Raw genomic sequence first — 22869 nt, 5'->3', positions numbered from 1 at the left:
GGTCTCCACCGGGGGCCGAGTGACGCTTTCCGGTCCCATGTTGATTGTTTCCGGCCGGAGCAAGGGCCAACTCTTGGCGATGCCGGGCTATTTCGGTCGAGAATGCACAGGTGAGGCCCGAGTCACGGCGTGGTGCGACTGAGTACGCCGCTCACGTTCAGAACCTCGTGGCACTCCCGCGCCTGTCGGCCGGACGCCGGTGTCCCGGGCTTACCGCAGGTCACTTCGATGGTGACGGCTTCGTTCTCGGGGATCTTGATGGGGGTTACCCAGTGGTAGTCCTGGTTGCGGAACGTCTCCAGCGCGATCGTGGTGATCTTGCGGTCGCCGAAGGTGATCGTGAGCAGGCCCTCGTCGCCCTGGAAGTTGGCGACAACGATGTCCGTCACCCCCAGCACGCTGCCGGCCGGCACCCGGTAGGTACCCTTCTTGGTCTCCCCGCCGGCCGTCTGCACGTCGATGGTCTCCGAGATCTGCGGGCCGCCGCCGAGCGCTGCGCCGTTCTCCGCCGGGGCGCCGGCTCCGGCACCGGCTCCGGCGGAGGCGCCCGTCCCCTGGCCCTCGGCACCGGTGCCGGCGCCCGCTCCGGGGCCGGCGTCACCCGCGGCCTGCTCTCCCGCTGCCCGTTCCCCTGCGGCGGGGCTCGGGTCGACGGCCTCGACGGCGGCCTCCTTGGCCGCGCTGCGCACGGCCGGACGGACCAGCGTGAACCAGGCGAGCAGCAGCGCGAGCAGCGCGGCGAGCACCACCAGCAGCCAGCGGGGGAAGACCGGGATCTGCACGAACTCCGCGTCCAGCGGCGTCCGGACGGTGCCGGTCGCCTCCGGCCCGGCGTCCTGGTCGCCGGACCCGGCGGCGTCGGCGGTGCCGGTGGTCTCCGTGGCGTCGACGGTGAACGGCCACACCACGGGGGCGCCGAACCACACCGGGGTGCCGGTGCGGACCCGCAGGCCGATCTCCGCGGACTCGCCCGGTTCCAGCTTCTTCTCCGCCGGGGCGAAGGCGAAGGCCAGCTCCTCACCGGCCTGACCTGCGGTGAACCCCACCTCCACCGGCGCGTTGCCCCGGTTCTGCACGGCCAGCCGGTAACGGCCGCGCAGCCAGCCGTGGCGGCGGCGCGGTGCCAGCTCGGTGTGCAGGTCCCGGAACTCCTCGACGTGCACGGTGGTCTCCAGCACCCGCACCGCGTCGGGATGCTCGGCCGGAAGGACCCGCACGCCCAGGGGCATCTCGCCGGCCCGGACCTCCGGGGAACGGGGCGGGGCCAGCCGGACGGTCACCGTCTCGGAGGTGCCGGGGTAGAGCGAGACCCGGGCCGGTTCCACCGTGGTCCAGGCGGCGCAGTCCCCGACGACCTCCAGCGCGTACGCCTCGACGATGTCGCTGTCGTTGCGGACGGTGAGGCTGGTCGTGGCGGTGTCACCCGGGACCACGGTCACTTCCGGGATGTCGAGACCGGGTGTGCCGGGACGGGAAGAGGCTGCAGAAGGCGTCACGCCGCCACGCTAGGACCGCCCCCGGGCCACCGGAACGGACGCGGGGGCAGAAGCCGGGCAGTCACGGTGCCCCCGCGGTCACGCGCCGACGGCGGTACGACCCGGCCGTCGCCACGACCGGGCCGTACCGCCGGGCCGTCGCCACGGTCCGGCGCACCACGGGCGCCGCCCACCGGGCCACGCCCTCCACACCCGTGCCGCCGTACGGCCGCTCGCTCCGTCCCGCCGTTTGGCTCCCTCCCTCAGACAGGTAAGCCGTTATGCCCACCGCAGAGAAGGCCGCTCCCGCCGACTCCGCCGTGTCCACCGGGGCACATGTGCCCACTCAGCCCTGGACCATGCGGAGAACTTCCCGTCCCGAACGCCCCGAGCGCGTGACCGTGGCCGTCTACGCCGCGGACCCGGTGCTGCGCCTGGGCGTCGTCCAGCAGTTACGCCAGCGCCCCGAGATCGATCTGGTCGCCGACCCCGACGCCGAACGGGCGGAGGTGTCGCTGGTGGTCGTCGACCACGTCGACGACGAGGTGGCCGCCCTGCTGCACAAGCTCCGCCACAACTCCCGTACCCGCACCGGCCTGGTGGTCGCGACCCTCGGCGCCGGCTCGCTGCAACGCGTCGTCGAGTGCGGCGTGGCGGCCGTCCTGCGGCGGGCCGAGGCCGACCAGGAGCAGCTCCTGCACCTGGTCCTGGCCGTGGCCAACGGCGAGGGCGTCCTGCCCGGCGACCTCCTCGGAACCCTGCTCACCCACGTGGGCAGTCTCCAGCGGTCGGCGCTCGACCCGCGGGCCATGTCCCTGTCCACCCTGACCGCGCGGGAGGCCGACATGCTGCGCATGGTGTCGGAGGGCCTGGACACCGCGGAGATCGCCCGCAAGACCGCCTACTCGGAACGGACCGTCAAGAACGTCCTGCATGAGGTCATCTCGCGGCTGCAGCTGCGCAACCGGGCCCACGCGGTCGGCTACGCGCTGCGCAACGGCCTGATCTGACGGCCCGCCGCGCCGGCCCGTTCCCCGGCCCGCCACGGCCGGCCGGGGAACGGGCGCTGCCCGAAAGAGCACCGCGCGCTTCCCTCGAACATGGCCCCGCCGCCCTGCCGTGCCCGCCCGCGGTGCCGCAGGGTGGCGGGGGCACGACCGGATGCCGCACCGACCGCTGGGGGGACCCTGATGAAGACCGCTGGCCCCGGCAGGCGGCACCGCCCGGGGCGGTTCGGCCTGGTGGCGCTGCTGCTGCTCCCGCTGCTGGGGGTCACCGCCGCGTCCCGGCAGGACGGCGCGGACTCCGCGAGCGTCACCGCGGCGGAGACGCGGGACGCCGCGACCACCCGGATCGCCTACGCCGGCACCCGCCACCGCAGCCTCGGCGCGGTGGACACCACCACCTCCAGCACCCCGCTGTTCGGCCGGGGACCGACCCACTTCGACACCCAGCCGTCCGCCCTGGGCGACCGGCTCGTCTTCACCAGCCGCCGCGACGAGAAGAACCCGCAGGTCTACCTGCGGTCCGCGGACGGCTCCGTGCTCCGCCTCACCACCGGCATGAACGCGGCACACCCGAGGCTCACGCCGGACGGCCGGTCCGTGGTCTTCGACTCGGCCGGCCCCGGCGGCACGGACGGCGGGACGCAGCGCGACCTGTGGCTGGTGCGCGCCGACGGCAGCGGCCGCACGACGCGGCTGACCGACACCCCCGCCGACGAGCAGTGGCCCACCGTCTCCCCGGACGGACGGCGCCTGGCCTACTCCGGTGACGGCGACGCCTCGGCCGGGCGACAGGTCTACGTGCGGCTCCTGACCGGCGGCGACGCCGTCCGCGTGACCGACCCCGCGAGGGGCGAGGCCACCGAGCCGGTGTGGAACCCGGTCGACGACGCCGCGCACCGCGACCTCATCGCGTACACCGCCCACCCCTCCGGCTACGGACAGAGCGGGACCCGGCTGCGGGTGACGGACGGTACCGACGGGAGCACCGACAAGCCGCTGCTCGGCGGCGCGCAGACCGAGTGGCGGGCCCACGGGCCGGCCTGGCTGCCCGGCGGGGACGAGGTCCTGTTCCTGAGCCCGGAGATCACCTGCGAGTGCGAGGGCGACTGGGACCACGTGTTCCGGACGCCGGCGTACTCCGCCGCCACCCCTCGGCTGGTCCTCAACGAGAACCGCGAGGTCCGCTCGCCCACCTGGCTCGGCCCGTCCGACCGCGGCCGCCCGGTGGTCGAGCGCACCTCGGCGTCCGGGCCGCAGGAGGCGACCCTGCAGGACGTGCGGCTCGACGGGTCCGATCCCCGGGACCTGGGACTGACGGTCCTGACCGAGGACCCGGAGGCCGACACCAACACCGACCCCGCGAAGGACCCGTTGTTCCGGCCGAGGGCCGGCTACGACCCGTGGACCGAGCGGCAGAGCTACACGCCCGACGGCCGCCGGATCGTGGTCACCCGGTTCGAGGGCCCCCGCGACCGCCGGACCGAGCGGATCTGGATCGCGGACGCCGACGGGGCGAACGCGGCCCCCCTGCCGCTGGCGGGACGCGGCCCGGACGACTGGGACACCGACCCGGCGTTCTCCCCGGACGGCAAGCGGCTCGCCTTCACCCGGATGTCGCCGGGCGGCGTCGGCGAGGCCGCCGGCCCCAGCCGCATCCTCGTCGCGGACGTGGCCACCGGCGAGATCACCGGCCGGATCACCCCGCCGGCCGGGGAGCTCCAGGGCCAGGACGCCCAGCCCACCTGGTCCTCCGACGGAACCACCCTGGCCTTCACCCGCAACCACGTGGTCGACGGACGCGGCGGCAGCAAGCACATCTGGACCGCGCCCGTGGACGACCTGACGCGGCAGCACGACCTGAGCGCCGAGAACTGCCCGGGCTCCTGCGAGGTCATCGACGACAGCCCCGCCTTCTCCCCGGACGGCCGGGACATCGCCTTCAACCGCAAGAACGGCGGCGGCCGCGTCGACGAGCACAACGGCATCCTCCTGACGTCCGTGTCGGGCGACCGGTGCCGGGTCCTGCTGCCCGCCGCCGCCCGCGACCAGGCCGGCGCCTGCGGCCGGGAACTGCCCGACACCTCCGGCACCGGCCCGCACCAGCCGCGCGACGCCGCCTGGACGGCCGACGGCGCGGGCCTGGTCCTCAGCGCCCGCGCCCGGGTCGCCGCCAACAGCCCCGAGAGCATCAAGTTCCTCGACCTCGCCTCCGGCGACCTCGTCTCCCTGACCGGCTCCCTGCCGGGCCGTCAGAAGGAACCGAGCGTCCAGCAGTCCGTGGACCTCGCGGTCCGCGCGCCCGACGGCGTCGACGCGGTCACCGTCGGCCGCACCACCACGGTCCGCGTCGACGTGGTCAACAACGGGCCCGCCGCCTCGCCCGGCACCCGGCTGACCGTCGCGCCCCCGGCCGGCGTCGCCGTGACGGCCGTGACCTGGCCCGGCGGCGACTGCGACGCCGCCTCCCTCCAGTGCGACGTCGGCGTGGTGCCGCCGGGCACGACCGTCCCGGTGGACGTCACCCTCACCGGACTCGTCCCCGGCGACGCGCCCGTCGACTGGTCCGTCACCGGCACCGTCCTCGACCCGCGGCCCAGCGACAACGCCGGCCGGACGGTGGTGCCGGTGCGCGAGGCCACCACGCCGCCGACGAGCCCGCCGCCCACCACCGCGCCGCCCACCACCCGGCCGCCGGCCGTCCCGCCGCCGCCCGCGGACGAGCCCGCGGCCGGGCCGGGAGTGCGGGTCACCGCCCGGCCGAACCCCGGCTACGTCGGCGGACGGGTCGTGGTCACGTACACCGTGCGCAACGGCCGCAACGCGCTGGCGACCGGACTGCGGCTGCGCGTAGGACTGCCCGCGGGCATCCCGGCCGGCGCGCGGCCGCCCGGCTGCGACGCCTCCTGGTCGTGCGCGCTGCCGGACCTCGAGCCGGGCGCGAGCACCGTCGTCCGGGTCGTCCTGCGCCCCGACAAGGCACTGACCGGGCAGGTCACCGGCGAACTCACCACCAGCGGGACCGACGCCGACCGCGGCGACAACACCGCACGGCAGCGGCTGCGCATCCTCCAGCCACGCATCGTCGCCGTGCCGGACATCGGCAAGCCCGGCTTCGTCACCTCCGTGCGCGGCGAGGACTTCCCGCCGGGCGCGCCGGTGCGCTTCACCTGGAAGCCGGGGATCACCGCGGCGGCCGCGCCGACCGTGCCGAAGGCGGACGGCACGTTCGTCGGACAGCTGCTCATCCTCGCCAAGGACCAGACCGGGCCGCGCGTGATCACCGCCCGCGGCCCCGGTTTCTCGCCGGTGAAGACCGACTTCCTGGTGGTCACCGGCACCGTCCAGCCGCCCGACGAGGTGACCCGCCGGTGATCCACGAGGTCGACGAGGGGCTGCGCCGGCTGCTCGGCGAAGCGGGCCTGGAGGCGTCGGGCGTCGAGGTCGTCTTCGACGCGCCCACCCGGGAATGGGCCGCGCGGCGCAGCGCCCCGACGGTCTGCGTCTTCCTCTACGACATCCGCGAGGACGCCGCCCGGCGCGGCAGCGGGGCCGGAGAGGTGTACGACGCGGACGGCCACCTCGTGGCGCGGCGCAGCCCGCCCCGGTGGTTCGAGCTGACGTACCTCGTCACGGCCTGGGCGAGCCGCCCGCAGGACGAACACCGGCTGCTCTCCGAGGTGCTCGCCTGTCTGGTGGCCACCGAGACCCTCCCGGCGCGGCTGCTCACCGGCACCCTCGCCGACCTGGGCCTCACCGTCGCCCTGTACACCGCCGGGGCGGCGGCCGACGTACCGGCCGCCGCCGACGTGTGGTCCGCGCTCGGCGGTGAGCTGAAGGCGTCCCTCGGGGTGCGGGTCCGGGCGCCGCTCGCCGGGGCGACCACCGCCACCGCCCCGCCGGTCACCGAGGGACTCGTCGTACGGTCCGCCGCCCGGCGCGAGGACGGGGAGACGGAGCCGGGCCGCCGGCTGCGCTACCTGGAGACGGACGATCCGGGACCGGAGGGCTTCGCCGGGCCCCGCGAGCGGGGGGCCGCTCCCGCCCGGCGCCGTCGCCGGGGGGACCGCCAGCCATGACGGACACCGCCCGGACAGCCGTGGCAGAGACGGCCGTGGCAGACCCGGCCGTGCCGGAGACGGCCGTGGCCGGGTCGGCCCCGGCCGGGTCACCCGCGCCCGACGACCCTCTGGGCGTGGCGGGGCCGGAGACCGGGACCGCCGCCGGACCGGGACCCGCCCCGGCCGGCCCCGACCCGCTGTGGACACGGCTGCGCGCCGTCGAGGAACGGGTGCGGCACGCGGTGGCGGCCCGTCGCGCCACCGACCCCGACCCCGACGACCCGTACCGCGGGCAGTACCTCACCCCCGAGGCGGTGACCCGCATCCTGGACGGGCCGGGCGGTCTCGGCGTACCCGGCCACGAACCCCGGCAGCCACCGGCCGGCTCCGTCCTCGGCGGCCTCGCCGCGCGGTTCGGGCTCTCGCCCCTGGAGCTGGACCTGCTCCTGGTCGCGGTGGCGCCCGATCTGGACGCCCGGTTCGAGCCGCTCTACGGCTACCTCAACGACGACCTGACGCGCCGCAGACCCACGGTCGGGCTCGCCCTGGAACTGTGCGGGCTCTCCCCGGCGGGACCCGGACGGTTCCGGCTCGCCGCCGGAGCGCCGCTCGTCGACGGCGGTCTGCTCACGGTCACCGAGCCGGAACGGCCTCCGCTCTCCCGGGTCCTGGCCGTCCCCGACCGGGTCACCGCGCACCTCCTGGGCACGGCGCGGCCCGACGCCCGGCTCGCCGGCCTGCTCGGCGCGGCGCACGAGGACCCGGCCGCCGACCCCGCGGCGGTCCACCGGGCGGCCGCCGCCGCGGGCAGCGGCAGCGGTCTCGTCCACCTGCGCAGCCGGGGCGGCGACGCGGAGGGCCTGGCCGTCGCGGCGCTGCGCACGGCCGGGCGGCGCCCGCTCGTCCTGGACGCGGCGGCCCTCGCCCGGCGGTCCGGCGACGCGCCCGAGGTGGCGCGGCTGGTCGCGCTGGAGAGCCGTCTGACAGGGGCCGGTGTCGTCCTCGGCCCGCTGGAGGCGCTGCCCGGGGAGCCCGCCGACCGGGACCGGACGCTGCGGGCGGTGTGCGGAGCGCTGCGCGGCCTCCCCCTCCTGACGCACGGCTCCGGCGGCTGGGACCCGGCCTGGGCGCCCGACAGCCCCGTCGTCCTGACCGTGCCGGCCGCCTCCCCCGAGCGGCAGGCCGAACGCTGGCGCCACGCCCTGGACCGGGTCACGGCCTCCGGCACCGGCGACGGCAACGGCGACGGCACCGGCACCGCCTCCAGCAACGGCAACGGCAACGGCGACAGCAACGGCACCGGCGAGTCCGTCGACGTCGGCGAACTCGCCCGGGCGGTGGCCGCCCACCGGCTGGACTCCGCGCAGTTGCGCCGCGCGGCCGACGTCGCGGCGCGCACCGCCGCCCTCGACGGCCGGCCGGTCGCGCCCGACGACCTGCGCGCCGCCGTGCGCGCCCAGAACGGCGCGGGACTCGACCGTCTGGCCCGCCGCGTCGAACCCGGGGTCGGCTGGGACGACCTGGTCCTCCCGCCGACGACCCACCGCCGCCTGCGCGAACTCGCGCTGCGCGCCCGCCACCGCGACCAGGTGCTCGGGCAGTGGGGCATGCGGCCCGGCGGCGGCCGGGGGCGCGGCGTGATCGCGCTGTTCGCGGGGGAGTCGGGCACGGGCAAGACGATGTCCGCCGAGGTCGTCGCGGCGGACCTCGGCATGGACCTCTACGTCGTCGACCTGTCCACCGTGGTCGACAAGTACATCGGCGAGACCGAGAAGAACCTGGAGCGGATCTTCACCGAGGCCTCCGCGGTCAACGCCGTGCTCCTCTTCGACGAGGCCGACGCGATCTTCGGCAAGCGCTCCGAGGTGAAGGACGCCCGCGACCGGCACGCCAACATCGAGTCCGCGTACCTGCTCCAGCGCATGGAGTCCTTCGACGGCATCGCCGTGCTCACCACCAACCTGCGGGCCAACCTCGACGAGGCGTTCACCCGCCGCCTGGACGTGGTGGCCGACTTCCCCGTGCCGGACCCGGGGCAGCGCCTCGCCCTCTGGGACCGGTGCCTGGGCGACCGCCTGCCCCGGGCCGACGACCTGGACCTCGCCTTCTGCGCGGACCGCTTCGACCTGGCCGGCGGGTCCATCCGCTCCTGCGTGGTGACCGCGGCCTACCTGGCGGCGGAGACCGGCACCCCGCTCACCATGGGTCAGCTGATCACGGCGATCGCCCAGGAGTACCGCAAGCTGGGACGGCTGGTCCTGGAGAGCGAGTTCGGACCGCATCTCGCGGTGGCCACCGCGGCCTGACCGGTTCCGCCTGGGCGGCGTTCAGGAGCCGGTGGACATCGCGTCCCAGTCCTCGTCGGAGCTGCTGCTCTGCGAGCCGTACTGGATGCTGGCGAACGGCTGCCCGGGCGACGACACCTGGGAAGCGTCGGACATCTCCACGTCGGAGTCGCTGCTGGAGTCGCTGCCGGACTCGCTGTCGCTGTCGGGCGCGGGAGCCGGGACGTCGTGCAGGGTGTACTCCGCGTTCTTGCCGCTGCCGGTCCTGGTCACCCAGCCTGCCGTGATGTACGACTCGATCAGCTTGTCCCGGCGCTCCTTGGGGAAGCTGGAACGGGTCATGCCCTGCAGGTGGGTGTCGGCGGTGGTACTGCCGGCCGCGGGCGCCTGGCCTTGGGCCCTCTGCCTCTCGTAGTCCTCGTAGGCGAGGAAGGTGGCCCTGTCCTTGGCCAGTGCTTGGGCGGCGAAGTCCTGCATCTCGTTCTCGGTCAGCTTCGCCTGGCTCAGTGCCGCCTTCGCCTCCGTGTAGTACTCCGCCGCGTCGCCCGGATCCTTGCCCGCCCTGATCAGGTCGTTGGTGTCGGGCTCGTTGTTCCACGACTTGTAGGAGACGTTGTCGAGGTAGATGTCGATGCTGACCGGAATCATCACCCGCCGGTGATTGCCCACGTCCGTCTGGTAGTGCACCTCGAAGCGCAGGTCGCCCGAGCTCACCCCCACCAGCGCCTGTTCCATCTTGCGCCACATGCCGGTGCCCTGGTTCAAGGACCACTGGGGGACGATGTTCCTCGCCACGTCGCTTCCGCCCACCTCCAGGCCCATCACGTGGCCGCGGTCGTAGCCCGCCCCACCGAACAGGTCCTTCCACACCTCGCCCTCGTTGGGCGCCACCCCACGCGCACGCACCTGTGCCTTGTAGGCGGAGTGAAGCGTCTTGACCGCGATCGGGTTCGGGGCGGCCGGGCGCCCCTTCGTGCCGGTCGGGGTGATGGGGCCGGTCACCTCCCGGGGACGCTCGACGGTCAGGTCCCGCACCTCCGGGGCACCGGCCTTGGTCGGGCTGTAGTGCGTCACGGTCGCGTTCTCCAGCGTGGTCGAGCTGGCCCGCTGCACCGTGTCCGTCGAGGCCCCCGTCAGGCCCGGCCCCGACTCCGGCACGCGCTGAACGTCCGGGACCGGCCCGGACATGACCCGGTGCGCGTTGGCCTCGGCGGCCCGCTCGAAGCGGTCAGCCGGATCCGACACCGTGAAACCCTGCCCGGTGTCACTGCCCGAGACCGGGCCCTGGCGCTGCTGGACGACGTGCGTCAGTTCGTGGGCGAGGGTGTGCTTGTCGCCGCCGCCGTCACCGATCACGACGTGGCTGCCCGAGGTGTAGGCGCGTGCGCCGATGTCCGCCGCGGACCTGCGAGCGGTCGCACCGGTGTGCAGACGGACGTCGGAGAAGTCGGCGCCGAGCCTGGCCTCCATCTCCTGGCGCACCGGCTCGGCCAGCGGTTTCCCGGCCGACCGCAGCACTTCGCGCACACCCGTGGCGGGGGCGTCGGGGGCGGCCTCGGAGCGGGCCCGGCGGGCGATCATCGCGGTCACCGCGGCGTTGCCCGCACCGCGCTGGGCGGCGTGGAGGGCGCCGGCGGTCAGCGGGGGAGGTACGGCGGCGCCGTGCGGGGACGCCTTCCGGACGGCCGCGCGACCGGCGGCCGTCCGCTCGTTGCCCTCCTGCTCGGAGCGCGACCTGGACGTCCGCATCCGCTGCCTCCTCGTCGACGCACCTCTGGTGCGGCCTCCAGTCGAACGCGCGCACGCGCGGGCCGTCCATGCCCCGAGGGGCAGTGCGGGGGCAGGGCCGAGGGACGGCCGGGCGGTCGTCACGGGCGGCCGGGGGCAGCGACGCTGCCCCCGGGCAGGTCCGCGCGGCCCTGTCACCTGCTGGTTCCGCCCCGCAGACTCGGCCTGGACACAGGTGACGCAACCGCCAGCAACCGCAGGACCCGAAGGAGCGAGCATGCCGACGTACCTCACCCCGGGCGTGTACGTGGAGGAGGTGCAGTCCGGTGCCCGGCCCATCGAGGGGGTGGGCACCGCGGTCGCCGCGTTCGTCGGGTTCGCCGAGACCGGCCCGTTCCACACGCCGACGCTGGTCACCAGCTGGGACCAGTACACCCGGACCTTCGGCGGCTTCACCGAGGGCACCTACCTCGCCCACGCGGTCCACGGCTACTTCGCCAACGGCGGCGGCGCCGCGTACGTGGTGCGCGTCGGCGGCTCCCCGGACGACGCCTCCGCCCCCGCGGCGCAGGCGGCCGAGGCGGCCCGGCCGGCCGAACTGGGCGGCTTCCTGGTCGCGGCGCGGCCCGGCGTCACCGGCGTGTCGGTGGAGATCGCCGACGCGGACGGCGAGAACCCGCCGGAGGACCGCTTCAAGGTCCTGGTCCGCCGGGGCGACCAGGTGGCGGAGACGTACGAGGTCTCCACCCGGAAGAACGTCAAGGGGTACCTGGTCAACCAGGCCCGCGCCTCCAAGCTGGTCGAGGTCACCGAGCAGCAGGGCGCCCCGCAGACCCGGCCCGCCAACCAGACCGTGACGCTGGCCGACGCGCCGGCCGCGCCCGCGTCCTCCGGCTCCGGCGAGGTGGCCCGCCTCGGCGCGGCCGAGTACGTCGGCGACGCCGGCGACCGCACCGGCTTCGGCGGCCTGGAGGCCATCGACGAGATCACCATGGTCGCGGTGCCGGACCTGATGAGCGCCCACCAGCGCGGCGACATCGACGCCGAGGGCGTGCGCACCGTCCAGCTCGCCGTGATCTCGCACTGCGAGCAGATGGGCGACCGGGTGGCCGTCCTGGACACCCCGCCCGGACTGACCGCCCAGCAGGTGCGGACCTGGCGCAACGACGAGGCGGGCTACGACTCCCGTTACGCCGCCCTCTACTACCCGTGGGTGCGGGTCTTCGACCCGGCCTCCGGCCGCAACACCACCGTCCCGCCGAGCGGTCACGTCGCCGGCGTGTGGGCCCGCAGCGACGCCGAGCGCGGTGTGCACAAGGCGCCCGCCAACGAGGTGATCCGCGGCGCGGTCGACCTGGAGCTGCGGCTCAGCAAGGGCGAGCAGGACCTGCTGAACCCGATCGGCGTGAACTGCGTCCGCGCGTTCCCGGGCCGGGGCATCCGGATCTGGGGCGCCCGCACCCTCTCCTCGGACCCGGCCTGGCGCTACCTGAACGTGCGCCGGCTCTTCAACTACCTGGAGGAGTCGATCCTCCTGGGCACCCAGTGGGTGGTCTTCGAGCCGAACGACGACCGGCTCTGGTCGAGCATCCGGCGCAACGTCACGGCGTTCCTCACCGAGGAGTGGCGCCGGGGCGCGCTGTTCGGCCGCACCGCCGAAGAGGCGTTCTACGTGAAGTGCGACCGCGACAACAATCCGCAGGAGTCCATCGACCAGGGCCGGGTCGTCTGCGAGATCGGCGTCTCGCCGGTCAAACCCGCGGAGTTCGTGGTGTTCCGGCTGGCCCAGTTCTCCGACAGCACCAGCCTCATCGACGAATGATCCCGGGGACCGTGGTAACGGCTCCGCAAGAAAGGTGACAGACAGTCATGGCAACGGGCGATGCGCTTTCCACCCACGTCTTCGGCGTGCAACTCGGTGGCTACCTGGTCGAGTCGATCCAGGAGATCAGCGGGCTGACCGTCGAGGAGGACGTCGTCGAGATCAAGCAGGTCAGCGCCGAGGGCAAGCAGATCATCCGCAAGCAGCCCGGCGGCCGGCAGGCGGGCGAGATCACGATCACCCGGGGACTCGACCAGAGCAGCGAGTTCACCAACTGGATCAAGGAAACCCTGAACAACGGCGCGGTCAACGCCGCGCGCCAGAACATCACCATCGAGATCAAGGACACCGAGGGCAGCACGGTCCGCCGCATCCAGCTGATGCAGGGCTGGGCCTCCAAGTGGGAGGGACCGTCCCTGAAGGCGGGGGACGCCTCCCACGCCACCGAGACCGTCACCATCGTGTTCGAGGAGATCGTCGTCGAATGAGGCGCCGTACGGTGACGGCGGGCAACCTGGAGGAGATCCTCCAGGTGACGGCACCCGCCCAGGCGACCGAGCAGCCGGCGCCACCCCCCGCCGCCGCCGCCCCGCCGCCGAGGGAGGACCACGGGCTGCGCACCGAGTTCGAGTTCGAGCTGCCGCGCGGCTACGTCGACGAGGCGGGCACCGTCCACCGCCACGGCGCGATGCGCCTGGCCACCGCCCGGGACGAACTGCGGCCCCAGATCGACCTGCGGGTCAAGGAGAACCCCGCGTACCTGAGCGTGGTGCTGCTGAGCCAGGTGATCACCCGTCTCGGCTCCATCACCGACGTGCACGCCGGGATCGTGGAACGGATGTACGCCACCGACGTCGCCTTCCTCCAGGACTTCTACCGCCGCGTCAACAGCGAGGGCCACACCCGGGCGGCGGTGACGTGTCCGCACTGCGAGGGCGGCTTCGAGGTCGACCTCTCGGGCGGGCGCCTGGGGGAATCGTGACGTACGCCCTTCCCCGGCTCCGGGAGGAGATCGCGTACGTCGCCTATCACTTCCACTGGCCCCGCGAGGAGATCCTCGACCTGACCCACGACGAGCGCCGTCAGTGGGTGGCCGAGATCGCCCGCATCAACACCCGCGTGAACGAAGGCGGTTGAGCACATGGCATGGCGGGACAGGCTGCGCCGCCGGGCCGCCGGGCCGACCGTCGCGGACGGCACGTCCGGCGCGGGGCCGGACCGGGGCGCACCCGATGCCGGGGCCTCCTCCGTGCCCGGCGACTGGGACGGCGGCTGGCGCCGCACCCCGCCGCCTCGGCTCACCGTCTCCCGGGCCCCGCTCGGCGTCAGCGACGGCCTCGCCTTCCGGGCGGACCTCGCGTCCTGGCAGAACCCCTCGTTCGACTCCGGCCTCGGCCACGCCGTGCTGCCCACGGCCCCGACCGGCCTGGTGCGCGGCGTGACCCGCCCGGCCGCCGCCCCGCAGGCCACCGGGGGCGGTGGCGGACCGCTGCTGCTGCGGTCGCTGCGGGCGGAGGGCGCCGAGGAGCCGCAGGGCGGCGCGGCGGAGGCGGGGGTGGCGGACACCCGTGCGGTGGGCGCCCCTGCGGTGGGCGCCCGTGCGGCGGGTGCCCGTGCGGCGGGTGCCGGTGGGCGTGGTGCCGGGGCTTCGGGCGGCACGCCACGCCCGTCGGCCGACCGGGCTCCGCAGGTCGCGCGACGGACGCGGCCGGGAGCGCGGGCGTCCACCACGGCTCCGCCCAACGATGCCCCGGTTCCGTCCACCGAGCCCTCGGCGTCGTCAGGTGCGGCCACGGCTGCGTCCGGTGCGGCCACGGCTGCGTCCGGTGCGGCCACGGCTGCGTCCGGTGCGGTACCGGCCGGGGTGCGTCCCGTGGTGGCGCGTCCCGGACGCGACGGCGCCACCGGCAGCGGACCTGCGGACGACGCTCCGCGCGAGCGTGGTCTGACGCCCGGGAGTTCCCCCGCCGTGCTCTCCGCCCAGCCCTCCTCCGCCCCGCCGGCCGTCCAGCGGACGGCGGAGCCGGGCACCCGTCCGGTCGTGGCGCCCTCCGACGCCGGCCGTGGACCGACCGCGCCGGAGATCCCGCTGGTGCGGCGCGTGTCGCCGGTCCCGAGCGCGGCCGCCGACGGCGCCCCGGTCCGGCCCGCAGCCGAAGGCTTCGCCCCGCGGACGCGGTCCGGCTCGCCCGGGCCCGGCTCCGGGCGCGCGTCCGGAGCCGGTGGACGCGCGCCGCGGGGCGCCGACGGCCCGGACTCCGGCGCCGACGCGCCCCGCCCCTCCGTCAGGCCCCGCCCGGCGGGGCCCTCGCTGACCGTCGCCCGTCGCCCGGCCGGCCCGGTGCGCCGCGTCCCCGCCCTCCGGCCCGTCACCCTCCCGGCTCCCGACACCCGCACCACCACCCCGACCGCACCGGCCACCCCGACGCGGGATGCGAGCACCCGCGCGCCGCTCGGCGCGCCGTTGAGCGAACTGCCGCCGACCGCGGTGCCGTTGGCCAAGGAAGCCGCCGCCCCGCCCGCCGCGCCCGGCGGCCGGGACCTGCCCGGTCCGCCCCTCCCCGTCGTCCAGCGCCGCACGGACGACGCCGGCGGTGGCGAAGGCTCACCGCCCGGTGGCGGTGGGACGGACAGGCCGGCCCGCACCGGGGCCCGCGCGCGCGGCGGCCTGGGCGCCCCGCTGCCCTCGCTGCCGCCGAGCGCCGAGGTGGCGGGCGCCTCCGCCCGGGGCCCGGTGCCGGACGGTCCCGCCTCCCGCCCCACGGCGGACGCGCCGCTGCTGGGCAGGGGTGGCGTGCAGCGCAGCCTCGCGGCGGACGCCCCGGGCCCGAACACAGCGCCTCACGGCACCGCGCCGCACGCCGCCGCGCCTCACGGCACCGCGCACCTCGGCGCGGGCCCCGCCACACCCGTGGTGACGCCGCCTCCGCCCACCACCGTGACCGCAGGCGGAAGTCCGGAGCGGGCGCCCGCCGTCGACGCGCCGGGCCCCGCGCCACGGGGACAGCGGCGACCCGGTACCGCGTCGCCGGGCGGGCCGCGTCCGGCCGCCGGGAAGCCGCACGGAGCCCCGTCCGGCGCGGCGGGCCCGGTGCCGCTCGTCGCCGCCCGCCGCGTGGCCCCAGGCGCCTCGCCGGGCCAGGGCGGCGGGGGACCCAGGCCCTCGGGCGTGGTCGCCACGCGGCCGCTGCCGGTGTCGCGCAGCCTTTCCCTGCTCGCCGCCCGCCCGCTCTCCCTGAACACCCAGGTCCCGGAGGGCTCCGCACCGCCTCCGGCCCGGTCCGGCGGCCGACCCGTGGTCGCGGCGCGCTGGGCCACCACCCCGGACGCCGTCGCCCGCACCGCGGACGGAACCGCTCCGGTCCGTACCCCCGCCTCCGGCCCCGGCGGCGCACCCCCCGTCCCGGCGGGGCCGCGGGGCCGCCGTGCCACGACCGGCCGTACCGGAGCCGCGGGCTCGGCTGCGCGGCCGACCGGAGGCCCGGCCCCCGTCCAGCGCGTCCCCGTCGTCCGGCCCGCGCCGCCCGCGTCCCCGGCGTCCGGGACACCGGCACCCGGGACCGGTGCGTCCGCCCGGGCCGCCGCCGCACCGGCGCGGGCCCTGCCGGTGACCGCGCCGCAGGCCGCGCCGCTCGCGGACCGGCCGCCCGCCGTCCCGGGATTCGCGGCCGCGCCGGGAAGCCCGACCGTGCCGGGCGACGTCCCCGTCGTCCGCTGGAGTCGGGGCGGATCCGACGGCGGCACGGGCGGCACGTCCACCACCGTCCAGCGCACCGGCCCCCGGCTGCGGTCCGGAGCGGGCGCCGGCGACCGCGTCCCTCCGGGCACGCCGGCCAAGGCGGCACCCGCGGGCGGCCGGCCACGGTCGGCGTCCGCCCCCGCGCCGGCGGGAACCCCAGCCTCCGCCTCAAGCACGGCCCGGGGCGCCGATCCGGAGCGGGACCCCGGCCTCGACCTCGACGACCTGGCACGCCGCCTGCTCGACCCGGTCGCCCGGCTGCTCCGCGCCGAACTGCGGCGCGGCCGGGAACGCACGGGGCGCCCCCACGACGGGCGCCGCTGAGACCACGGCGGCGGCAGGAGCGCGGCGGACGCGCGCACGGCACGGAACAGCACCAGGAATCGGACGAGGTCAGGGAACGGGCAGGGCAGGAAACGGATGACGGACAGCATCTTCGCGACGAGCGTGTTCTTCCGCCTCGCCATCGGCGGTGACGACCTGGGGGCCTTCCACACCTGCTCCGGCATGGGCGCCGAGGTCGAGATGGAGAGCTACGCCGAGGGCGGCAACAACGGCTTCACCTGGCAACTGCCCGGACGCGTCAACTGGTCGAACATCACGCTCACCCGGCCGGTCACCGCCGACTCGGCGAAGATCGGGCGCTGGCTCGACGAGACGCTGAAGCGGGTGGAGCCCAAGGACGGCGAGATCGTCGCGCTGAGGCCGGACCTGACCCCGATCATGAGCTGGCAGGTGTTCGGGATCGTCCCCGTGCGCTGGCAGGGGCCGTCCTTCGACCCCTCGAACCCGGCGGCGGCCGTCGAAAGCCTGGAGATCGCCCACGAGGGCCTGCGCTGGTCCTGACGCGACCACCCGCCCCCCCCGCACCCCGTCTCGACCCACCACCCACCCGCCGCACGGAAAGGAGGCACCGGATGTCCCCAGCGGTCCGCTCCAGCAGGGCCAGGGCCCAGCTGACGCTGAAGGAGCCCCCGGCCTCGGTCGGCGCCAAGCCGGGCGGCACGATCGCCCGGCTCGACCTCCAGTTCAACCCCTCCACCCTGGAGCTGCGCAAGAGCACCGAGTGGCGGCGCTCCCCGTCCCGGATGGCGGAGCAGTCGGCGCTGCCCGAGTTCGTCGGCAGCGGCCCGCGCGAGCTGAGCCTGCAGGTGTTCCTGGACGCCACCGCCACCCACGACAACTCCGTGGAACAGGCGGTGGAGAAGCTGATGAAGGCGTGCGTGCCGACCCCGGCCAGCCTGGGCCGCAAGAAGCCCGCCAGCCCGTGGGTGCGGTTCGAGTGGGGCAGCGCGCGGACCACCTCGTTCGACGGGGTGCTCACCAGCCTCTCGGTGAGCTACACGCTGTTCGACGTGGACGGCAAACCGCTGCGGGCCACCTGCTCCCTGTCCATCGAGGAGGCGAGCGTCGACCCGCCGGGGCAGAACCCGACGTCCGGCGCGCGCACGGCCCGCAGCACGCACACCGTGGTGGCCGGCGACAGCCTGGCCCTGCTGGCCTGGCGGGAGTACGGGGACGCGACGGCCTGGCGGGTCATCGCGGAGGCCAACGGAATCGACGACCCGATGGCGCTGGCGCCCGGCACCCAGCTCGTGGTGCCGGGCCTGCGCGACGCGGGCGGTGAGGAGGAGCGGTGAGCGCATCCGGAGCACAGGGCGGCCGGTCGTTCGCGGCGGACCCCGTCATCGAGACGCCCGGCGAACTGCCGCCCATCTGGGCCGCGCAGCTGGTGAGCTGCGTGGTGGACGAGAACGTGGGCCTGCCGGACGCGGCACAGCTCACCTTCCGCGACCCGGACCACGAGTTCCTGCGGGCCGTCGGCATCACCATCGGCACCCCGCTCAGGGTGTCCGTGGTGACCGTGTCCGGCCAGGCCCGTGAACGGCTCTTCGACGGCGAGGTGACCGCCCTCGAGGTGGACCGGGACCGCACGGGCTCGTTCACGGTGGTGCGCGCCTTCTCCAAGGCCCACCGCCTCCAGCGCGGCCGCAAGGTGGTCGCCTACCGGAACATGACGGCGGCGGCGATCGTCCGCAAGGTGGCCGCCGGGGCCGGGCTGGCCTGCGGGACCGTGGAGGCGGCGCCGGTCACCTACCGGCAGCTGTCGCAGGCGAACGTCTCCGACTGGGACTTCCTGCAGCACCTGGCGGCGGAGAGCGGCGCGCAGGTCCGCGTCGACGAGAAGGGCCTGCTCCAGTTCACCAAGCCGCGCAAGGCGTCCGGTGCGCCCGCGCCGTCCACCTCGGCCGCACGGAACCCGATGGTGCTGGAGTACGGCCGGAACCTGCTGGCGCTGCGCGCCTCGCTGTCGGCCGCGGACGGCGCCGCGCAGGTGGAGGTGCGCGGCTGGGACGTGACCACCAAGAGGCCGCTGGTGGCCCGGCAGCCGTCGGTGGACAGCGACACCGTGGTGCCAGGCCTGAGCCCGGCGTTCGCGGCCCGGTTCGGCAGGTCGTCGAAGCTGACGGTCACCGACACCCCGTACCGCACCCAGGCGGAGACGACGGCGGCTGCTGCCGCCACGGCCGCCCAGGTCAGCGCCGGTTTCGGCGAGCTGGAGGCGGTGGCCGAGGGCAACCCGCGGCTGCGGGCGGGCAAGCCGGTGGCGCTCGGCAACGTCGGACAGGCGTTCTCCGGCCGGTACACGGCGACGGCCGTGCAGCACGTCCTGGAACCGCACGGCGGGTACCGGACGACCGTGTGGGTGAGCGCCAGCCCGGACCGCTCCCTGACCGGCCTGGTCACCGGCGCCAACGCGCCGGGCCGTGGACCGCGCATGCCCGGCCTCGCGATCGGCGTGGTCACGGACGTCCGCGAGCCGGGCGGCGCCGAAACCGGCGCCGTGAAGCTGCGCTTCCCCTGGCTGGACGACACCTACACCACCGACTGGGTGCGCACCGTGCAGTGGGGCGGCAAGGGCGGCGGGGGCGTGGTGAGCCCCGAGGTCAACGACGAGGTGCTGGTGGGCTTCGAACAGGGCCTGCTGGACAGCCCCTACGTCATCGGAGGCCTCTACAACGGCGTCGACAAGCCGTCACCGCACGACGTCCCGCTGGTCGACGGGACCACCGGGAAGGTCAACCGCCGTTCCGTGGTGTCGCGTTCGGGCCACCGGGTGGAACTGCTGGACGCCAGGGCGCCGGGCCCCTCGGGCCTCCGGCTCACCACCGGGGACGAGCGCCTCGAGGTCTTCCTGGACGACCGGCGCGACCGGATCGAACTCACGGTCTTCGCCAAGGGCCGGCGGCCCCTCACCTCCGTCCTGCTCGACAAGCAGGGCATCACCCTGGACGCGGGGCGCGGCGACGTGAGCGTGTCGGGCCGGAACGTGGACATCCAGGGCCGGGTCGGGGTGAAGGTCGGCGGCCGCTCGGTCAAGGTCACCGGCAGCCAGGACGTCACCGTCGACGGCGGCCTGCTGGGAGTCCTGAAGGCGAAGCTCATCCGCATCAACTGACCACGCCACGAACCCTGTCGACCCGAGGAGCAACGCATGCCGGCCGCAGCCCGAACCGGTGACCCCACCGCCCACGGCGGGGTGATCGCCACGCCGCCGCCCGCCGTCGCCGCGACCGTGGCCCGCGTGCTGATCGGCGGCCGGCCCGCCGCCGTCGTGGGCAGCCTCCACACCTGTCCGATACCGCCGCACGCGGCCACCGGCCCGGCCAACGTCATCCTGCCCAACCCGGTCGCCGCCACGGTGCTGATCGGCGGACTGCCCGCCGCCCGGGCGCGCGACCGGACCGTCTGCGGCGCGGTGATCCTGACCGGCGCGCCGAACGTCCTGATCGGGGGAGTGTGATGAGCGAACGGTTCATCGGACGCGGCTGGGCCTTCCCGCTGCGGGTCGGACCGACCGGCGGCATCGCCCTGGTCGACCGCGGGCGGGAGATCGAGGAGGCGATCCGCCTGGTGCTCGGCACCGCGCCCGGCGAGCGCCCCATGCGCCCCGAGTTCGGCTGCGGCATCCACGACTACGTCTTCGCCCCCGGCGACGGCGCCACCGCCGGACGCATCGCCCAGCAGGTGCGCGAGGCACTCGAACGGTGGGAGCCGCGCATCACCGTGGACGACGTGGTCGTCGCCTTCGACGCCGTCGAGGACGGCACCCTCTACATCGACGTGCGCTACACCGTGCGGTCCACCAACGACCGCCGCAACCTGGTCTTTCCCTTCTACACGATCCCCTCCGAGGAGGGGGCCGAGGAACTGGTCGCCGACTGATGGCCCTGCCCTCCCCGAATCTGGACGACCGCCGCTTCCAGCAACTCGTCGACGAGGCGAAGCGGTACGTGCAGCAGCGCGCCCCGGAATGGACCGACCACAACGTCTCCGACCCGGGCGTCACCCTGATCGAGACGTTCGCGTACCTCGTGGACCAGCTGCTGTACCGGCTGAACCGGGTGCCGGACAAGAACTACATCGCCTTCCTCGACCTGCTGGGCATCCGCCTCTTCCCGCCGGCCGCGGCCGTGGCCGACGTCGACTTCTGGCTCTCGGCGCCGCAGCCCGACACGGTGACGCTGCCCGCGGGCACCGAGGTGACCACCGCACCCGGTGAGGCGGACGAGTCCGTGGTCTTCACGACCACGGCCGAACTGCACATCCTGCCCAGCGAGTTGACCCGCCTGGTGACCGCCCACCGCGGCGGCGAGCAGACCGACCGGACGGGGGCGCTGGCCGAAGGACGCGACATCCCCTGCTTCCAGGCCACGCCGGAGCCGGGCGACGCCCTGCTGTTCGGCCTGCCGACGGCCGTGCCGGGCTGCATCGTCGCGGTGCGCCTGGACAGCCGGGTGGAGGGCGTCGGCGTGGACCCGCGTCAGCCGCCGCTCGCCTGGGAGGCGTGGGACGGCGGCGGCTGGCGGGCCTGCGAGACCGGCCCGGACACCACCGGAGGGCTCAACAGGCCCGGCGAGGTCGTCGTGTACGTGCCGGCCGGCCACACGGCGTCGGTCATCGGCGGCACCCGGGCCGGGTGGCTGCGCTGCCGCGTCACGGAGGCCGAGCCGGGCCAGCCGTTCTACTCGGAGTCCCCGACGGTGCGCGAGGCGGCCGTGTTCACCGTGGGCGGCACCATGTCCGTGGAACACGCCGAGACCGTGACCGACGTGCCGCTCGGCACGTCCGAGGGGGTCGCCGGGCAGTCGTTCCGGCTCGGCCGCCCGCCCGTCCTGCTCGACGGCGAGCCCCCCGTGGTGGAGGTGTCCACGGACGAGGGCTGGCAACGCTGGGACGTGGTCGAGCACTTCGGCCGCTCAGGGCCCGACGACCGGCACGTCCGGGTGGACGCCACCACCGGCGAGTTCGGCTTCCCCCCGGTGCTGCGCGAGCCGGACGGCACACTGCGGCAGTGCGGCGCCGTCCCGCCCAAGGGCGCCCAGGTGCGGGTGGCCCGCTACCGCACCGGCGGCGGCCCGGAGGGCAACGTCGCCCGGGGCGCCATCTCCGTGCTGCGCTCCTCCGTCCCGTACGTCGCCCGTGTCGTCAACCGGGAGGCGGCGCGCGGCGGCGTCGCGGGGGAGACCGTGGAGAATGCCGGACTGCGCGCGCCGCGGGCGCTGCGGACGCAGGAGCGGGCGGTGACCGCCGAGGACCACGAGGTCATCGCCCGTCAGGCGGCGCCCTCCGCCCGCCGCGTCCGCTGCCTGCCCGCCGAGGACGGCGCGGGCGCGGTCCGGGTCCTGGTGGTGCCGGACGCGGTGGCGGACGAGGGCGACGACCGGCTCCGCTTCGAGCAGCTGATCCCCTCCGACCAGGTCCTGCGGGCGATCACCGAGAGCCTCGACGAGCGGCGCCTGATCGGCACCCGCCTGGTGGTCGAGCCACCGGTCTACCAGGGCGTCACCGTGGTCGCCCGGCTCACGGCGGCGCCGGGCGACGTCGACCGGGTGCGGGAGGCGTCGCTCGACGCCCTGTTCCGGCACCTCAACCCGCTGCACGGCGGCCTGGACGGCACCGGATGGCCGTTCGGGCGGCCGGTGCAGTACGGCGAGGTGTTCGGCGTGCTGCAGCGCGCCGCGGGCGACGCCCTCGTGGAGGACATCCGCCTCTTCCCCGCCGACCCGGTCACCGGCCGGCGCGGCGCGCCGACGGACCGCATCGACGTCGCCGAGGGGGCGCTGGTCTTCTCCTACCAGCACCAGGTGGTCGTCACCTCCTCGCGGCCGGAGGCGGGAGCATGAGCCGCGCCGCCGTCCCCGGCCTGCCGAGCCGGTACCCGATCGGCGCCCAGCTGCCGGCCCTCTACGCCGACGACGACTTCGCGCAACGGTTCACCGCGGGCCTCGACACCGTCCTCGCCCCGGTGTTCGCGACCCTGGACAACCTGGCCGCCTACCTCGACCCACGGGTGGCCCCGGACGACTTCCTGGCCTGGCTGGCGTCCTGGGTCGGTGTCGTCGACGACCCGCGGCGGCCGACGGAACTGCGCCGTGAGGCGGTATCCCGCGCCGTGGAACTGCACCGGTGGCGCGGCACGGCGCGCGGGCTCGTCGAGGGGCTGCGGCTCGCGCTGGGCGTGGACGCCGAGGTCACCGGTGACGGCGGCGCGGTGTGGTCCGCCACCCCCGGCGCCGCCCTGCCGGCCCCCGACCCCGCCGGGCCCCTGGTCCGCGTCCGGCCGGGCCGCGACGGGGCACCGGTCGATCCGGACCGGGTCCACGCCGTCGTCCGGGCCATGTGCCCGGTGCACACCGCCTGCCGGGTGGAGATCCTGCCCGGCCCGTCCAGCGACGAAGAGAGGTGACGCC

Annotated in this window: 18 protein-coding genes; 16 read left to right on the top strand and 2 right to left on the bottom strand. The window is 75.5% G+C overall.

The window, feature by feature from the left end:
• Positions 1 to 122: 122 nt before the first annotated feature.
• Complete coding sequence (locus tag ABZ836_RS10485) at positions 123 to 1496, bottom strand: hydrolytic protein (RefSeq protein ID WP_356138184.1); 1374 nt, start codon at positions 1494 to 1496, stop codon at positions 123 to 125.
• Positions 1497 to 1834: 338 nt separating this feature from the next.
• Here ABZ836_RS10485 and ABZ836_RS10480 point away from each other — a divergent pair, with 338 nt between their 5' ends.
• The 4 genes from ABZ836_RS10480 (at position 1835) to ABZ836_RS10465 (ending at position 8846) form a co-directional block, all read left to right on the top strand.
• Positions 1835 to 2485, top strand: coding sequence for a LuxR C-terminal-related transcriptional regulator (locus ABZ836_RS10480; protein ID WP_356138200.1), 651 nt, complete (start codon positions 1835 to 1837; stop codon positions 2483 to 2485).
• A 180-nt stretch (positions 2486 to 2665) separates the two neighbouring features.
• Entirely contained in the window at positions 2666 to 5854 is a 3189-nt protein-coding gene (locus ABZ836_RS10475) for a hypothetical protein (RefSeq protein WP_361141179.1), read from the top strand.
• The gene (locus tag ABZ836_RS10470) at positions 5851 to 6558 is read left to right on the top strand and encodes a DUF4255 domain-containing protein (protein ID WP_356138180.1); all 708 of its coding nucleotides are present in this window, start codon (positions 5851 to 5853) and stop codon (positions 6556 to 6558) included. Before ABZ836_RS10475 ends, ABZ836_RS10470 begins: the two co-directional genes overlap by 4 nt.
• A complete protein-coding gene (locus ABZ836_RS10465) occupies positions 6555 to 8846 on the top strand; it encodes an ATP-binding protein (RefSeq protein WP_361141177.1) in 2292 nt (763 codons plus the stop codon). The genes ABZ836_RS10470 and ABZ836_RS10465 overlap by 4 nt, the downstream gene beginning before the upstream one ends.
• A 21-nt stretch (positions 8847 to 8867) precedes the next feature.
• On the opposite strand, the gene ABZ836_RS10460 is transcribed toward ABZ836_RS10465, so the two are convergent.
• Complete coding sequence (locus tag ABZ836_RS10460; RefSeq protein WP_356138177.1) at positions 8868 to 10574, bottom strand: DUF4157 domain-containing protein; 1707 nt, start codon at positions 10572 to 10574, stop codon at positions 8868 to 8870.
• A gap of 256 nt (positions 10575 to 10830) precedes the next feature.
• Here ABZ836_RS10460 and ABZ836_RS10455 point away from each other — a divergent pair, with 256 nt between their 5' ends.
• From ABZ836_RS10455 to ABZ836_RS10400, 12 genes are all read left to right on the top strand, one after another.
• Positions 10831 to 12375: a phage tail sheath family protein gene (locus ABZ836_RS10455; RefSeq protein ID WP_356138175.1), complete on the top strand. Its 1545-nt coding sequence runs from the start codon at positions 10831 to 10833 to the stop codon at positions 12373 to 12375.
• Positions 12376 to 12422: 47 nt separating this feature from the next.
• Positions 12423 to 12863, top strand: coding sequence for a phage tail protein (locus ABZ836_RS10450; protein WP_356138174.1), 441 nt, complete (start codon positions 12423 to 12425; stop codon positions 12861 to 12863).
• Positions 12860 to 13357, top strand: coding sequence for a hypothetical protein (locus ABZ836_RS10445; protein ID WP_361141175.1), 498 nt, complete (start codon positions 12860 to 12862; stop codon positions 13355 to 13357). The genes ABZ836_RS10450 and ABZ836_RS10445 overlap by 4 nt, the downstream gene beginning before the upstream one ends.
• Positions 13354 to 13512: a DUF6760 family protein gene (locus tag ABZ836_RS10440; protein WP_164540787.1), complete on the top strand. Its 159-nt coding sequence runs from the start codon at positions 13354 to 13356 to the stop codon at positions 13510 to 13512. Before ABZ836_RS10445 ends, ABZ836_RS10440 begins: the two co-directional genes overlap by 4 nt.
• 4 nt (positions 13513 to 13516) lie before the next feature.
• The gene (locus ABZ836_RS10435; protein WP_361141173.1) at positions 13517 to 16438 is read left to right on the top strand and encodes a hypothetical protein; all 2922 of its coding nucleotides are present in this window, start codon (positions 13517 to 13519) and stop codon (positions 16436 to 16438) included.
• A 96-nt stretch (positions 16439 to 16534) separates the two neighbouring features.
• Positions 16535 to 16960 carry a phage tail protein gene (locus ABZ836_RS10430; protein WP_361141171.1) on the top strand — a complete coding sequence of 142 codons (426 nt, stop codon included), beginning with the start codon at positions 16535 to 16537 and terminating at the stop codon, positions 16958 to 16960.
• 71 nt (positions 16961 to 17031) lie between these two features.
• The gene (locus ABZ836_RS10425) at positions 17032 to 17754 is read left to right on the top strand and encodes a LysM peptidoglycan-binding domain-containing protein (protein WP_108952832.1); all 723 of its coding nucleotides are present in this window, start codon (positions 17032 to 17034) and stop codon (positions 17752 to 17754) included.
• Positions 17751 to 19574, top strand: coding sequence for a VgrG-related protein (locus ABZ836_RS10420; RefSeq protein ID WP_356138168.1), 1824 nt, complete (start codon positions 17751 to 17753; stop codon positions 19572 to 19574). The genes ABZ836_RS10425 and ABZ836_RS10420 overlap by 4 nt, the downstream gene beginning before the upstream one ends.
• A gap of 36 nt (positions 19575 to 19610) precedes the next feature.
• Positions 19611 to 19919: a PAAR domain-containing protein gene (locus ABZ836_RS10415; protein ID WP_356138166.1), complete on the top strand. Its 309-nt coding sequence runs from the start codon at positions 19611 to 19613 to the stop codon at positions 19917 to 19919.
• A complete protein-coding gene (locus ABZ836_RS10410) occupies positions 19919 to 20341 on the top strand; it encodes a GPW/gp25 family protein (RefSeq protein ID WP_108952835.1) in 423 nt (140 codons plus the stop codon). Before ABZ836_RS10415 ends, ABZ836_RS10410 begins: the two co-directional genes overlap by 1 nt.
• Positions 20341 to 22302, top strand: a complete 1962-nt coding sequence (locus ABZ836_RS10405; protein WP_356138164.1) for a putative baseplate assembly protein — start codon at positions 20341 to 20343, stop codon at positions 22300 to 22302. Before ABZ836_RS10410 ends, ABZ836_RS10405 begins: the two co-directional genes overlap by 1 nt.
• Entirely contained in the window at positions 22299 to 22865 is a 567-nt protein-coding gene (locus tag ABZ836_RS10400; RefSeq protein WP_356138162.1) for a phage tail protein, read from the top strand. The genes ABZ836_RS10405 and ABZ836_RS10400 overlap by 4 nt, the downstream gene beginning before the upstream one ends.
• Positions 22866 to 22869: the final 4 nt, after the last annotated feature.

The sequence above is a fragment of the Streptomyces sp. NPDC047130 genome, assembly GCF_040643475.1.
Classification (GTDB): Bacteria; Actinomycetota; Actinomycetes; order Streptomycetales; family Streptomycetaceae; genus Streptomyces.
The sequence above is the reverse complement of the archived record's forward strand: the minus strand, read 5'-3'. Positions and strand labels throughout refer to the sequence as shown.

Excerpts from the sequence above, each read along its gene's own strand:
- ABZ836_RS10435 (WP_361141173.1), top strand. The coding sequence starts at position 13,517 with ATGGCATGGCGGGACAGGCTGCGCCGCCGGGCCGCCGGGCCGACCGTC.
- ABZ836_RS10400 (WP_356138162.1), top strand. The coding sequence starts at position 22,299 with ATGAGCCGCGCCGCCGTCCCCGGCCTGCCGAGCCGGTACCCGATCGGC.
- ABZ836_RS10410 (WP_108952835.1), top strand. The coding sequence starts at position 19,919 with ATGAGCGAACGGTTCATCGGACGCGGCTGGGCCTTCCCGCTGCGGGTC.
- ABZ836_RS10445 (WP_361141175.1), top strand. The coding sequence starts at position 12,860 with ATGAGGCGCCGTACGGTGACGGCGGGCAACCTGGAGGAGATCCTCCAG.
- ABZ836_RS10455 (WP_356138175.1), top strand. The coding sequence starts at position 10,831 with ATGCCGACGTACCTCACCCCGGGCGTGTACGTGGAGGAGGTGCAGTCC.
- ABZ836_RS10480 (WP_356138200.1), top strand. The coding sequence starts at position 1,835 with ATGCGGAGAACTTCCCGTCCCGAACGCCCCGAGCGCGTGACCGTGGCC.
- ABZ836_RS10415 (WP_356138166.1), top strand. The coding sequence starts at position 19,611 with ATGCCGGCCGCAGCCCGAACCGGTGACCCCACCGCCCACGGCGGGGTG.
- ABZ836_RS10405 (WP_356138164.1), top strand. The coding sequence starts at position 20,341 with ATGGCCCTGCCCTCCCCGAATCTGGACGACCGCCGCTTCCAGCAACTC.
- ABZ836_RS10430 (WP_361141171.1), top strand. The coding sequence starts at position 16,535 with ATGACGGACAGCATCTTCGCGACGAGCGTGTTCTTCCGCCTCGCCATC.
- ABZ836_RS10460 (WP_356138177.1), bottom strand. The coding sequence starts at position 10,574 with ATGCGGACGTCCAGGTCGCGCTCCGAGCAGGAGGGCAACGAGCGGACG.
- ABZ836_RS10465 (WP_361141177.1), top strand. The coding sequence starts at position 6,555 with ATGACGGACACCGCCCGGACAGCCGTGGCAGAGACGGCCGTGGCAGAC.
- ABZ836_RS10475 (WP_361141179.1), top strand. The coding sequence starts at position 2,666 with ATGAAGACCGCTGGCCCCGGCAGGCGGCACCGCCCGGGGCGGTTCGGC.
- ABZ836_RS10450 (WP_356138174.1), top strand. The coding sequence starts at position 12,423 with ATGGCAACGGGCGATGCGCTTTCCACCCACGTCTTCGGCGTGCAACTC.
- ABZ836_RS10425 (WP_108952832.1), top strand. The coding sequence starts at position 17,032 with ATGTCCCCAGCGGTCCGCTCCAGCAGGGCCAGGGCCCAGCTGACGCTG.